This window comes from Melioribacteraceae bacterium (assembly GCA_035362835.1).
Lineage (GTDB): Bacteria > Bacteroidota > Ignavibacteria > Ignavibacteriales > Melioribacteraceae > DSXH01.
The window spans coordinates 775,246-787,838 of sequence record DAOSDY010000002.1 but is presented as its reverse complement, the minus strand read 5'-3'; the positions used below and the strand labels follow the sequence as shown (position 1 = coordinate 787,838).

Here is a 12,593-nt window from a genome sequence, read left to right as displayed (position 1 = left end):
CCTATCACCTATGACCTTTCCTTTACTACCATTCCTGCAAAAACCCACACCAATCCATTGCTGCTCATATCCTTCCCAAACATTGCCAACAAAATTCCAAATACAAAAATTATCAGCAAATCCTTCCTCCACTGTAATAAAACTCTGATAACAGCACCGGTATAAACTATCAAAAACCCTAATCCTATTAACCCCAACTCGCAAAGCAATTCCAGAATAATATTATGCGGATATTTAATTTCCCTTCCGATTTCACTCCCGTAATTACTCCCGTTAAAACTTCCCAGCCCGGATCCGGTAAGGGGATTCTCTTTAAACATTCTCCAAGCAACACTGTATCCTTCAATCCTTGAATTGATTGAATTGTCAACATTCACCTCGTTACCCGCTAATACTGAAAGATTATTCCACCTTTCCATCATTCCATTATTCCAGCTCATGATAAAAAAACTTAATAAAACTATCGCTGCTATACTTATGTAGTTTATTATTGCGCGGAGCCGGATTTCAGGATGCCTGATTATTCTGAAAAAAGTATCGGCGCTTATTGCTAAAATTGCGGCTATCAATCCGCCCCTGTAGCCGGAACTTATAATTGAATAAGTGAAAAGTAACGTCAGTAACAGCGCTGATAATTTCCTTTCACGGTTATCTGCATTCTGATAGTATAGATAAGTTATTAAAAGCGCCAGTCCAGTAAACCTTCCGAATGCGACATGACTCCACCTGGTAAGTTCAAATGAATAGGGGATACTCGGATTGAACGGATCGAGAAGAATTGCAATGGTACAAGCAATAACTCCAATAATTACCACCCCGCCTGCCAACTGCTCACTGCCGAATGAAGACTGCCCACTGCCTTCTGAATACTGTCTACTTACTACTTTAATACCCAGTATCAACCCAATACCCAGAACTAAGGGCCCGTTTCCAATCACAAAATGTATCACCTTCTCCGCTCCGAAACCGGGATTGCTAGACCATAATAGGCTCACCGACATGTATAGAATAAACAATGCAGCTAAAAAAACAGCAGATTTCTTAATAGTGCGGAGGAGTTCTTTCAGCTCATTCTTAAAAAAGAATAAAATTACAATTCCGCTTGTAATCCCTGAAATTATTTTAAAAAGAACGGAATTGAGTGAATAATTTGATATTCCTGAAGTGATCAGGTTCAATAGAAAGGAGGCAATAAGAAGAAAAATCCCTATTTTACTCTTAAGATTTTCCAATTTGACCAAATATCTCTAAATGAAATTAATAAAAGTACTGTTTATTGTCATCTTAGCTTCTGTCTCTGTTACGAGAGGACAGTCGCTCAACGGGATGACAGGACTTTTTAATATCCCAACTGCGGATCTTGCCGCGGACGGCACCATCTATTTAGGCGCTAATTACCTCGAAAGGAATCATCTCAAGTATTCAAACGGTGTTAGAGATGTAATTGCTCCGTTCATTACGATTAGTTTTCTTCCTTTTATTGAAGCTTCTTTCAGGATTACACGTCAGCTCAATTATCCGTACGAGCGGGGACATGTAATGGATCGCATGTTCAGCGGAAGGATAAGGTTCTTTGACGAGACTAATAATCTTCCTTCAATCACACTCGGTCTCCATAATCCTTATAGCACAGACCCAAGTGCAAAACATTTCACGTCGACTTATCTTGTAATTTCTAAGAACTTTAATTTCAACTCTCCGTTTAACCGGATTCATTTTACATTAGGTTACGGATCCGATATTATCGATGCGGCCGATCACCAGTACGTCGGTATCTTCGGCGGTTTTTCCGTAACACTGATTGAAATGTTAGAGTTGATGGGGGAGTACGATGCCGAGCGTTTCAATGCCGGTATGCGTATAACTTTATTCAACCATATCAAACTCCTCGGCGGTTTTATGGACATGAAGCATTTCTCCGGCGGCGCCTCGGTCAGTTTTGTGCTGTGAAGATGTGTAATCAGTAACGCGTGACGGGAAATCAGTAATGAGTGAACAGTAACGAGTAACCAGTGACATAGTAACAAGGAAACAAAGTAACAAATCCCGCCCCGCGCCCGCACCCCTTCAACCACCTAAGCACTCAAGCACTCAAGCATACTGCCACCATCCCCCCAATATTCCATTATTCCAATATTCCTAAATCCATCCATCAACCCTATCCGTCCTCTGTCTTCCGACTTCTGTTCACCGATTACTGTTTACTCTTTCACCACGAACGAACCACCCATCATTCCACCATTCCATTTTACACACTCTGAATTGTTATTTAGCATCAATCTTAGTAAGTTGTAATTGAAATCATTAGGTAATTAACATGCAGACAAAAAATATAATCAATGACTTCCTGGAATCTGTTTCGAAGCTTTCTCTGGAAGATCAATTAATGATTTCTAACCTCATTTATAAGCGTGTTATTGAGGAAAGACGGAAGGAAATATCAGACACTATTAGAGAAAGCAGGGAAGAATATTATTCAGGCAGATCTGGAAGAGGTTCTGTAGAAGATTTTCTTAAAGATGCTGAAAAATAATGATAGTCCTCAACTGGTCATCTTCTTTTAAGCGTGCTTTTAAGAAGATTATTAAATATCAGCCTGATCTGCAGGATAGAATAATTAATACATTGAAATTTCTGGAAGCCGATCCATTTGAACCTTCATTAAAGACCCATAAGTTAAAAGGATTATTGGAAGGAGTTTATGCCTGCTCAGTAACCCGTGAAGTAAGAATTGTCTTCGATTTAATTCATAATCCGGAAACAGGTCTAAGTGAGATTCTTCTAATTAATATCGGCTCTCATGATGAAGTCTATTGATAGCTTTCTTGTAACATTGTAACAAACTAAATAACAACTAAGCACCACGAACAATCGCCAATCAACCAAACACCAAAGCAATCAAGCATACGCCCACCATCCACCCATTATTCCACAACTCCATTATCCCTGTTCCTTGTTTTATAGTTAACTCCTTAACCAAAAACAACGAACTAAGAACCACGAACTAAGAACAACCCATACCCAAGCAATCCTTCTCCGTCCTCCTTCAATACAACCAAACCCCGCCCCGCACACGCATTCAAAATCTTCCCACCCCTTTCGCAGGAATCTTACTCTCAGTGATCCGTTCCGTTGGCGGGTCATCAAACTCGCATATCCGTCTTACACGTAATGTTATTTCCTCTGGCGCTTCTGACTTATAAGCCTCCGCTGTTGCATTTAACCTGTACGGACTGTTTACACCCAGATTCAAATTAATATCCGTTGCGCTTAAGTATTCCAGATTCTTATTGATCAGCGAATCCAGTTTAGAGATAATATTAACAAGCTCATTCTTAGATAACTTATCGTAGCTTATCTTCTTAAAATGAGCAAATGCTTTATTCCTCTCTGAAAGCATCTCCTTCAAATAATTCATGGAATCGTTTAATAGTACCGAAAGTAATTCATTTGTACGCTCCTTCTGATACTTGATTATCTCCTCCCTGAACTCCTTATCCCATTTTATCAGTGTCGGTTTTGATATCTTTGTTCTCAAACGGATCTGTTCATAAGATAATCCGCTGGCTCTAAGCATTACAAATTTTTCTCGTTCTGCTTCCTCATGCATGTTATATATCCTTGTAATATAAAAAATATAAGTATAAAGGAAAAATACCCCTCTGTAATGCATTAAAGCTGACAATCCTCCTTTTTTTGTGGTAAAGAAACAGTAAACTAATAGTAAAATAATAAATAGTTATAACTAATACTATATATAAGTTTAGTATCAGTTTCTATAGTATCTCTAACATCTCTCAATCATCCAATCAATCAAGCATCCAAGCAATCAAGCAAACGGCCACCATCCACCCAAAATTCCATTATTCCAATATTCCTAAATCCTTCCATCAACTCTCTCCTCCCTCAGACCTCTGTCCTCAGCCTTCTGTCATCCCATTACTGTTCACTGAACACCCATCACTTCCTTGTCACTTTGTAACTTTGTCACTTTCTCTTAACTAAGAACTACGAACCTAGAACTAAACTTGCCCCGCACCCTTTCAATCCTCCAATCAACCAAGCATTCAAGCAATCAAGCATACGGCGTTCATCCACACATTCTTCCACCATTCCATTATTCCAATTTTCCTCCATCCACCACCAGCAGCCATTACTTAACCTGTTTATTCTAATAATTAAAGTTTTTATATTATCATAAAACAAATATGTTTCCTCTCCGTAATGATTGCTGAACCAAAAAATCATAAATGGAAACTCTTGAAAAGATCTTTCGATCTCATACTATCTATTACTTTAATCCTTTTAGTCTTCTCATGGTTCTTCCCGATAATTTTTATGCTGCAAAAAATATTTAATCCCGGACCGATATTTTATAAAGGCAAAAGATGGGGCATGAAAGGGAAGCCGTTCTACTGTTATAAATTCCGTTCGATGATTCCTGGAGAGAACAATAATGGACATAGAATAACACTAAAGGGTGATCCGCGTCTTACGGCGTTCGGCTTTTTCTTAAGAAAATTTAATATTGATGAGCTGCCTCAATTCTTTAATGTATTAAGAGGGGATATGTCTGTTGTTGGTCCCCGTCCTCATGATGAAGCCGAGAATTTAATCCTGAAGGACGAGCTGGCAGATTATATGAAGCGTCACATTATTAGACCCGGTATTACAGGCTGGGCTCAGGTAAATGGTTTGAAAGGGAGGACATCAGATTTAACAGAAATGCAAAAACGTACCGAATATGATTTGTGGTATATTGATAACTGGTCGTTATGGCTTGATTTAAAAATAGTAGCAATGACGATCCGTCAGTTTTTAAGATTAAATAAATCTAATACATTGAATACAGAATGATTAGTGTAAATAAGTGAAATTCGTGGCCATTCTTTCATGACAGAATGCAGCGTACAGAAGACCGAGTAACCAAGAACTAAGCAACTAAGAACCAAGAACTACACTTGCCCCGCGCCCCTTCAACCCTCCAATCAATCATCCAATCAATCAAGCATCCAAGCATTCAAGCATACGGCCACCATCCACCCACTATTCCACCATTCCATTATTCCATTTTTCCTAAATCCATCCATCAACCCTATCCGTCCTCAGACCTCTGTCCTCCGTCTTCTGTCATAGATTCACCCTCCTTTGTCACCTTGTCACTCTGTAACTTTGTCACTTTCTCTTAACTAAGAACTACGAACTAAGCACCACGAACACTCCTCCAATCAACCAATCACCAAAGCAATCAAGCATACGGCCACTATCCACCCATTATTCCAACATTCCATTTTTCCTGCTCATTCCTTTACAGTTCACCGATCACAGATTACAGTTTACTCTTCACTTTCTTTCACCCACCTCAACCGTGTGACCCATTACACACATATATTGCTGAAAAGGTATTATTATTTGGCAGTATTCTTCAGGGCGTCTAAAAAAGAAAGTATAACTATCAAAGATAATGGCCTTAATGTGGACTTAAACCTGTACTGTAAATCCTGCGGTGAGGAGATTTCATCCGATTGGGATATCTGTCCTAATTGCCTCGAGCCTATTATCCAGATCAGTAAATGCCGACAGTGCGGAAAGGAGATTAAGGGAACCTGGCAGATTTGTCCTTCGTGCAAAACTCCTACGGGTAATACTGTTACAAACGGACGCACTCCGCACGGCAGCCGTACGCCACACCAGACTAATCACAGCAGCAGTTTAAGCGACATAAAAGAAAAAACTGCCCCGATAAAAAATGTTGAACTGCAGATAAATGAACTGATTGCCGAGCGGTATCTTGTTAAAAGCAAAATAGGGCAGGGAGGTTTCGGAAGTGTCTACGAGGTCTTCGATAAGATTACAGAAAGAACCATGGCCTTAAAGACTCTTCCTTACATCACAAAGGATTCAATCAACAATATACTTCTTGAGTTCGAGTCGCGCGACCGACTCGATAATGTTGAACACGTAATCAAAGCTTATCAGCCCCAGATCGCTTTATCAAAAGAACAGACAATTGTCATCTATCCGATGGAACTGGCCGATATGAGTCTCCGTAACTGGCTTGTTGAAACCTCCGGACACATTGAAGACCGCCTGGAAGAAGGACTCGAAATATTTAAGCAGGCATGTCTCGGCGTTGAGGCAATTCATCAGGCGGGACTTATTCACCTTGACCTCAAACCGGAAAATATCCTGTTAATAAAAAATAAAAATTTCAAAGACCTCTCCCAGAAATGGAAGGTTAAGATTAGCGATTTTGGACTTGCACGCGGTATAGGAATGGAGAATCTGGAAATTCTCCACGACGGTGTAGGAACTCCCGCTTATATGGCCCCTGAACAGATTATGGCCGCTCGCTGGAAAGATGTTGGCAAAGAGGCAGATATCTATTCACTCGGAATGATCTTATATGAAATGATCGACGGCGACCTTCCTTATAGCGGATCGGCTAAATTGATTAAAGAAAAAAAACTTAATCCGTTAATCGAAATCTCTCCTCTCAAAAGCAAACACGACGTTGCTCCCATTGCTATGAAATGTCTTACAAGGGACAAGAAGAACCGTATCGGCACAATCTCTGATTTGATCTATCTGATCGATGAGAAAAGAAGAAAAGAAGTTGAATTGAATATCAGAAAGAAACAGGCATCTGTCTATTATGAAGAGATTAAAAAACTGGTTGAAGAAAGAAAGTTTGATGAGGCTCTGGTTCTCTGCCGGAAATCTGCTCTCTGGGATAAAAAAGAAAATCCTGTCTATCAGTGGAATAATATTATCGAGAATATCAATAAACTAAAACTGATTCAGGAGGAAAAATTAAAGAAAGGGGAGATGGTTTTAGTTGATGGCGGAAGTTTTGAAATGGGAAGTCTGGATTTTGCAGATGAAAAACCGGTAAGAAAAGTTGAAGTGAAAAGTTTTCTGATAGATAAATTCCCGGTCACTGTAAAGCAATTCCGTGAATTCTGCAATTCAAAAGGGCGCCGCATGCCCCCGGTGCCTGAATGGGGATGGATTGATGACCATCCGGTGGTTAATATAAGCTGGCAGGATGCATACGATTATGCTGAATGGGCCGGAAAGAGGCTGCCTACTGAAGCCGAGTGGGAATTTGCTTCACGCGGCGGAACTAAATCTAAAAAATATAAATTCGCTGGCAGTAATAACCTGAATGATGTTGCCTGGTATTCTGCCAATTCTGATCTGCGGACTAATCCAATCGGAACTAAATCGCCAAATGAACTTGGTATATATGATATGTGCGGCAATGTTCTCGAATGGTGTAGCGACTGGTATTCACCTTATGATTCCTCAGACATTAATAATCCTTCAGGCGGCAAAAAGGGTAATTTCAAAGTCCTCCGCGGAGGGTCATGGAATGTAAATGAACTCGGGTGCCGGATAACACTCCGCAACCATTATGATCCTGATACTTATGATAATTATTTCGGCTTCCGATGTGTAAAGGATCTTTCTAATAAATAAATCAATTCAACACTTCAATAACTCAACCACATAAGCATCTAAGCACTCAATCAATTCTACTCCGTCATCCGTCTTTATTCATCCGATTACAGTTCACAGATCACCCATCACTTCCTTGTCACCTTGTAACTTTGTTACTTTCTCTTTACTAAGAACCACGCACCCCGCCCAGCACCCCTCCAAGCATCCAAGCATACGGCCACCATCCGCCCATTATTCAACCATTCCATAATTCCAATCCCAATTGCATTTAAACGAACTTGATACTTTCTGCCCCCGCATATACCATCTCTCCGCTTAAGTTCTTATCTTCTATTCATGAAAAACTTCGCACTTACCGGAGTAGCCGGATATATCGCTCCCCGGCACCTCAAAGCAATTAAAGAGACCGGCAGCAATCTCGTTGCGGCTCTGGATCCGCATGATTCCGTTGGAATACTCGACCAGTTTTTCCCGGATACCGCCTTCTTTACCGAGTTCGAACGCTTCGACCGCCATATAGAAATGCTTAAACGTAAAGAATCGGATTTTAAGCTCGATTACGTCTCGATCTGTTCACCGAATAATCTTCATGATGCCCATATCAGGTTTGCTCTCCGCGTGGGTGCCGATGCCATCTGCGAAAAACCGTTAGTCTTAAATCCCTGGAATCTTGATGCACTAGAAGCATTAGAAAAAGAATTTCAACAGAAAATTTATACCGTACTGCAGCTTCGCCTTCATCCATCTATAATTGAACTCAAAAAAAATCTACTAACCAAGAACCACAAACCAGAAACTAAACACCGGGTTACGTTAAAATATATTACATCCCGCGGACTCTGGTACAACTTCTCCTGGAAAGGGGATATTCAGAAGTCAGGGGGAATAGCAACCAATATCGGCATCCACTTCTTCGATCTTTTAATCTGGCTCTTCGGAGATGTTGAAGAATTCTCGCTAAATCTGGCAATGGATAATAAGATGGGCGGAACATTAAGCCTTAAAAATGCCGATGTTGATTGGTTCCTTTCAATTGATCCGCGCGATCTTCCGGAAGAAGCATTAAAGAATAACAAAAGAACCTACCGTTCAATTAAGATTGACGGCAAAGAGATCGAGTTTACCGAAGGATTCACAGATCTCCACACAGAAGTATATAAGAATGTTTTATCCGGCGGGGGATTCGGAATTAATGATAGCCGTCCTTCAATTGAGCTCGTTCAGAAGATTAGAGAGAAAGCAAAGAAGTTCAAGTGATTAGTTTATTTTAAAGATAATAATTGTGTTGATGGTGATATGAAGGAGTAATGGAATATTGGAATGATGGATGGAATGGGGGAGAACAGGTTGTCAGAAAAATTCAAAAGAAATCTTAACCGCGGTTATATGAAGTTGGAAGTCTGGAATGATGCTGTTAATTTGTTCGAGTTGGTTTATAAATGTATTTCCAGAATCAGCAGCCTTGATTTAAAAAGTAGAAGTCAAATTATCGATGCTGCTCAATCAGTTTCCGCTAATATCGCCGAAGGTTATTGCAGAAAATCTATTAATGAATATCTTTACTTTTTAAATGTGGCGTTGGGTTCATTGGGTGAACTATTGACTAGAATAATTGGACTTCACAGGGTAAATCTAATTACCACTGATGATTATAATTCACTTGATGAATATCATTATAAAGTTGAAAACAAGTTAGTAGCGTTAATAAAATCTCTAAATAGAAAGCGGCAATCCGGAAATTGGCTGGAAATTATTGATTAATCAATTCCATCAATATTCCATTCTTCCAATATTCCAGGAGGAATTAGAATATGAACCTGAAATACTTTGTACACGAATCATCCTACATCGACGATAATGTAGAAATTGGCGAAGGGACAAAAATCTGGCACTTCTCCCACGTTCAGTCCGGTGCGAAGATCGGAAAGAATTGTGTGCTCGGACAGAATGTAAACGTCGGCAATAATGTTGTAATAGGTAATTATGTTAAGATTCAGAACAACGTTTCGGTCTATGAAGGCGTAACGCTGGAGGACTATGTATTCTGCGGACCGTCGATGGTCTTTACAAATATTGTAGATCCCCGAAGCAAATACCCTCAGGTAGGTGCAAAGTATTACGTAAAAACACTTGTTAGGGAAGGCGCATCGCTTGGTGCTAATTCTACAATTGTATGCGGTGTAACCATCGGCCGGTTTTCTTTTGTAGGTGCCGGCGCCGTTGTTACAAAGGATATCCCAGATTACGCTCTTGTAGTCGGTAATCCGGCAAAGATCATAGGCTGGATGAGCGAAGCCGGGCAGCGGCTTCATTTCGATAAGAATGGTTTGGCATCCTGCCCCAAATCAAACCGGAAATATAAACTTGAGAATAACCTCGTGACTGATATAACCGGGTAACAAATATTCCTGTTGAATTGTTGAACTGTTGAATTGTCTAATTGATTCTTAATTAACAATTTCCCGCTTCAAAACTTCCAACATTCCATCTTCCCATTACTCCAGTTTTCCATTATTCCAACTTTCCATATTTCCATACTACCATCATAACAAACCTCAATCCCGGGACTCAAGAATCCCCCAATTCAACATTTCCACACCTGAACATTTCCCTTTCCTTACAATTTCTCAAATTTCCTTTTCTCATACAGTTAACATTTCTTAACTTTGCACCTGATAAAAACGGAAACTTCAGATGGGCAGAATATTCGAGACAAGAAAACATAAAATGTTCGCGCGTTTTGCGCGGATGTCAAAAGCATTCAACCGCGTAAGAAAAGATATTGAAATAGCCGTTAAATCTGGCGGCCCGGATCCTAAAGCGAATTCCAAACTTCGTATTGCGGTACAGAACGCGAAATCGGTAAATATGCCGAAGGATAAGGTAGAAGCAGCTATTAAACGGGCCTCCTCAAAGGATACAACAGGTTACCAGGAAATTACCTACGAAGGTTACGGACCCCACGGTATCGGTATCCTGGTTGAATGCGCGACCGACAATCCGACACGCACTGTTGCCAACGTCCGGCACTACTTCAGAAAGCACGAGGGTTCAATGGGGAGTACCGGATCTATCTCATTCATGTTCGAACGGAAAGGATTGTTTAAGATCAGTAAAGAGAAAATTGCCGATCTTGAAACTTTCGAGCTCGAGCTGATCGATTCCGGCCTGGATGATTTCTCGTATGACGATCAGTTCATCTATATCTACTCTTCATTCCAGGATTACGGCAGCATGCAGAAAGCCCTCGAAGAACGCGAGCTTGAAATTCTCTCTACAGAGCTGACTTATATTCCTACTAACACAAAAGAACTCGAAGGGGACCAGTTGAAAGAAGTGAACGATCTCATCGAAGCCCTCGAAGAGGACGACGATGTTCAATCGGTCTACAGCTCTTTGCAGTGATTCTGTTGTGTCTATTCAAAATTCCTAAATATGCAATAGATAACAGCCATCGGTTACGTTTAATCTGTTAATAGCAACGGATGATCAGTAACGGTTCGATAATTTATTCAATTCAACAATTCAACGCTTCTACAATTTATCAATTACACAATTCAATTCTTCAACACCCATCATCCCACCAACCAAGCATCCAAGTAATCCAACTCCGCCTGCTTCACTTTATCTCGTTGTCACTCTGTTACTTTGTCACCTTGTCACTTTTATTTTAAAATAAATCCGACCATAGAATTCTAATTTCCAATTTACTCTTTCCGATTTCACTTGGAAAAATATCTACCGCAAATTATCTTTGACCGGTCGTTATAGACTCCAATCGTAATAAAGAGAATCCATCAGATCAATGTATTAAACCGGCTGTTGCAGGTATTATAATACTCAAACAATAGTGAAAGGTAGAGGCATATGTTTATAAAGCATTTAATAACCATTTTGGTTATAAGTTCTATTATATCCGCTAAGAATCCTGAATCTTTTTCAATAAATAAAGAAAATGAAATTTACCAATCCGGATTGGCTAATAAGCCGGTTTTATCTTTCAACACTGCAAAAGATATGATGGAAATGATGATTGAAGACTCATGGAATAATTTTAATAAATTAAAATCTTTTGCTAATCAGAATTTCGGCGGTGTAAAAAAAGAAAGTGATTTGATTATAAAAATTTCTGATGTCCCTTTCCTCACTAATGGAAGAGATGCAAAAATGCAAATAAATTTGAATACTTCCGGATATGTAAAGGACGATATTCGAAGTTATTATTTGAGAGTTTCGATGACATTTGAAGAAATTGAGGAATTTGATAATTACTGGAAACCGAATGAATACAGTTTTAGTATCGGTAACCTTACAATAGAACCATGGGAATTAAGCGGAATTGGTATGTCGGATCTTTCCGGAAGGATTAGATATAGTTCAGTGAAAAGTAAAGTACAAGGTTCCGATAATTATATATTCTACCCGCCGTATATAAATGTTATTATAACATTGGACCCGAATAGTATCGATCGATACAATGTTACATTTGCAGTCTCTAAAATTAATAATTCCATAGAAATTGAAAAGGTTAATAAGGAACCGGTTAGTGAGGATTTTCACCAAAATGTGCGAAGACTGGTCCAAGCGGTTAAGTTTGGAAAAATAACCGGCCCTGAATTTTCCGGTGATGAAATTAAAAAATTCTATTCGAAAACGGTTCTTGGTGATGCATACTGGGGATCTTTCCCCGGTCAACGGTTTATCAGTAAAATCCAATTAGCTGGAACAAGCGGAAGTTTTATTGCCGGGAACGATCATTCATTTTATGCGTTAATCCGGCGAGGGGATAAAAACAATATCTCTTCCGACATAAAAAATTGGGTCAACTATCTTTCTTATGCTCTAGGTAAAAATTATGCAGCGGTAAAAAAATATGACCAGTTTAATTTATTGACTGATGTCTCGTTTATTCCGGTAAATCAGGATTTCAATGCCGATCCGGAAATAGTGGTTATTAAGTTAGAGACTGAAAAAAATATTTTTGTAGAAGACGGGCAGGAGGAATTAGTGCTGCGCGTTTATATCCCATTGTTTGGTTTTTCGAAATACGAGGATTATTGGGTGCCAATGTTAGAGATATACGACTTTATTTAGTTTAAACATTTTCTCTTAAATAAAATTAATATGGA

The 12,593-nt window shown here is 39.5% G+C and carries 13 protein-coding genes; 10 read left to right on the top strand and 3 right to left on the bottom strand.

Going from position 1 to position 12,593, the window contains the following annotated elements; all coding sequences use genetic code 11:
* Positions 1–8: 8 nt before the first annotated feature.
* Positions 9–1,241, bottom strand: coding sequence for an O-antigen ligase family protein (locus PLZ15_10700; GenBank protein HOI30213.1), 1,233 nt, complete (start codon positions 1,239–1,241; stop codon positions 9–11).
* A 10-nt stretch (positions 1,242–1,251) separates the two neighbouring features.
* Here PLZ15_10700 and PLZ15_10695 point away from each other — a divergent pair, with 10 nt between their 5' ends.
* From PLZ15_10695 to PLZ15_10685, 3 genes are all read left to right on the top strand, one after another.
* A complete protein-coding gene (locus PLZ15_10695) occupies positions 1,252–1,950 on the top strand; it encodes a YjbH domain-containing protein (GenBank protein ID HOI30212.1) in 699 nt (232 codons plus the stop codon).
* 367 nt (positions 1,951–2,317) lie between these two features.
* A complete protein-coding gene (locus PLZ15_10690) occupies positions 2,318–2,533 on the top strand; it encodes a hypothetical protein (protein HOI30211.1) in 216 nt (71 codons plus the stop codon).
* Complete coding sequence (locus PLZ15_10685; GenBank protein HOI30210.1) at positions 2,533–2,817, top strand: type II toxin-antitoxin system mRNA interferase toxin, RelE/StbE family; 285 nt, start codon at positions 2,533–2,535, stop codon at positions 2,815–2,817. Before PLZ15_10690 ends, PLZ15_10685 begins: the two co-directional genes overlap by 1 nt.
* Before the next feature lie 262 nt (positions 2,818–3,079).
* Here the strand turns inward: PLZ15_10685 and PLZ15_10680 are convergent, their stop codons facing one another.
* Both PLZ15_10680 and PLZ15_10675 read right to left on the bottom strand, forming a co-directional pair.
* Positions 3,080–3,610, bottom strand: a complete 531-nt coding sequence (locus tag PLZ15_10680; GenBank protein ID HOI30209.1) for a hypothetical protein — start codon at positions 3,608–3,610, stop codon at positions 3,080–3,082.
* A 398-nt stretch (positions 3,611–4,008) separates the two neighbouring features.
* Entirely contained in the window at positions 4,009–4,248 is a 240-nt protein-coding gene (locus tag PLZ15_10675; GenBank protein HOI30208.1) for a hypothetical protein, read from the bottom strand.
* A gap of 12 nt (positions 4,249–4,260) precedes the next feature.
* Here PLZ15_10675 and PLZ15_10670 point away from each other — a divergent pair, with 12 nt between their 5' ends.
* The 7 genes from PLZ15_10670 to PLZ15_10640 all read left to right on the top strand — a co-directional run bounded on the left by PLZ15_10670 (position 4,261) and on the right by PLZ15_10640 (position 12,558).
* Entirely contained in the window at positions 4,261–4,857 is a 597-nt protein-coding gene (locus PLZ15_10670; protein ID HOI30207.1) for a sugar transferase, read from the top strand.
* Between the two features lie 555 nt (positions 4,858–5,412).
* Positions 5,413–7,482 carry an SUMF1/EgtB/PvdO family nonheme iron enzyme gene (locus PLZ15_10665; GenBank protein ID HOI30206.1) on the top strand — a complete coding sequence of 690 codons (2,070 nt, stop codon included), beginning with the start codon at positions 5,413–5,415 and terminating at the stop codon, positions 7,480–7,482.
* A gap of 318 nt (positions 7,483–7,800) precedes the next feature.
* Positions 7,801–8,721: a Gfo/Idh/MocA family oxidoreductase gene (locus tag PLZ15_10660; GenBank protein ID HOI30205.1), complete on the top strand. Its 921-nt coding sequence runs from the start codon at positions 7,801–7,803 to the stop codon at positions 8,719–8,721.
* A 63-nt stretch (positions 8,722–8,784) separates the two neighbouring features.
* On the top strand, positions 8,785–9,225 hold the full coding sequence (locus PLZ15_10655) for a four helix bundle protein (protein ID HOI30204.1): 441 nt from the start codon (positions 8,785–8,787) through the stop codon (positions 9,223–9,225).
* A gap of 50 nt (positions 9,226–9,275) precedes the next feature.
* The gene (locus PLZ15_10650; GenBank protein ID HOI30203.1) at positions 9,276–9,863 is read left to right on the top strand and encodes an acyltransferase; all 588 of its coding nucleotides are present in this window, start codon (positions 9,276–9,278) and stop codon (positions 9,861–9,863) included.
* Positions 9,864–10,158: 295 nt separating this feature from the next.
* Positions 10,159–10,869 (top strand): YebC/PmpR family DNA-binding transcriptional regulator, encoded by a 711-nt coding sequence (locus tag PLZ15_10645; GenBank protein ID HOI30202.1) that lies wholly within the window; start codon positions 10,159–10,161, stop codon positions 10,867–10,869.
* A gap of 462 nt (positions 10,870–11,331) precedes the next feature.
* Positions 11,332–12,558, top strand: a complete 1,227-nt coding sequence (locus tag PLZ15_10640; GenBank protein ID HOI30201.1) for a hypothetical protein — start codon at positions 11,332–11,334, stop codon at positions 12,556–12,558.
* Positions 12,559–12,593 lie beyond the last annotated feature (35 nt).

Bases quoted from the DNA above. Each gene is read 5' to 3' on its own strand.
- PLZ15_10695 (HOI30212.1), top strand. From the start codon at position 1,252: ATGAAATTAATAAAAGTACTGTTTATTGTCATCTTAGCTTCTGTCTCT.
- PLZ15_10690 (HOI30211.1), top strand. From the start codon at position 2,318: ATGCAGACAAAAAATATAATCAATGACTTCCTGGAATCTGTTTCGAAG.
- PLZ15_10685 (HOI30210.1), top strand. From the start codon at position 2,533: ATGATAGTCCTCAACTGGTCATCTTCTTTTAAGCGTGCTTTTAAGAAG.
- PLZ15_10680 (HOI30209.1), bottom strand. From the start codon at position 3,610: ATGCATGAGGAAGCAGAACGAGAAAAATTTGTAATGCTTAGAGCCAGC.
- PLZ15_10675 (HOI30208.1), bottom strand. From the start codon at position 4,248: ATGATTTTTTGGTTCAGCAATCATTACGGAGAGGAAACATATTTGTTT.
- PLZ15_10660 (HOI30205.1), top strand. From the start codon at position 7,801: ATGAAAAACTTCGCACTTACCGGAGTAGCCGGATATATCGCTCCCCGG.
- PLZ15_10655 (HOI30204.1), top strand. From the start codon at position 8,785: ATGATGGATGGAATGGGGGAGAACAGGTTGTCAGAAAAATTCAAAAGA.
- PLZ15_10650 (HOI30203.1), top strand. From the start codon at position 9,276: ATGAACCTGAAATACTTTGTACACGAATCATCCTACATCGACGATAAT.
- PLZ15_10645 (HOI30202.1), top strand. From the start codon at position 10,159: ATGGGCAGAATATTCGAGACAAGAAAACATAAAATGTTCGCGCGTTTT.
- PLZ15_10640 (HOI30201.1), top strand. From the start codon at position 11,332: ATGTTTATAAAGCATTTAATAACCATTTTGGTTATAAGTTCTATTATA.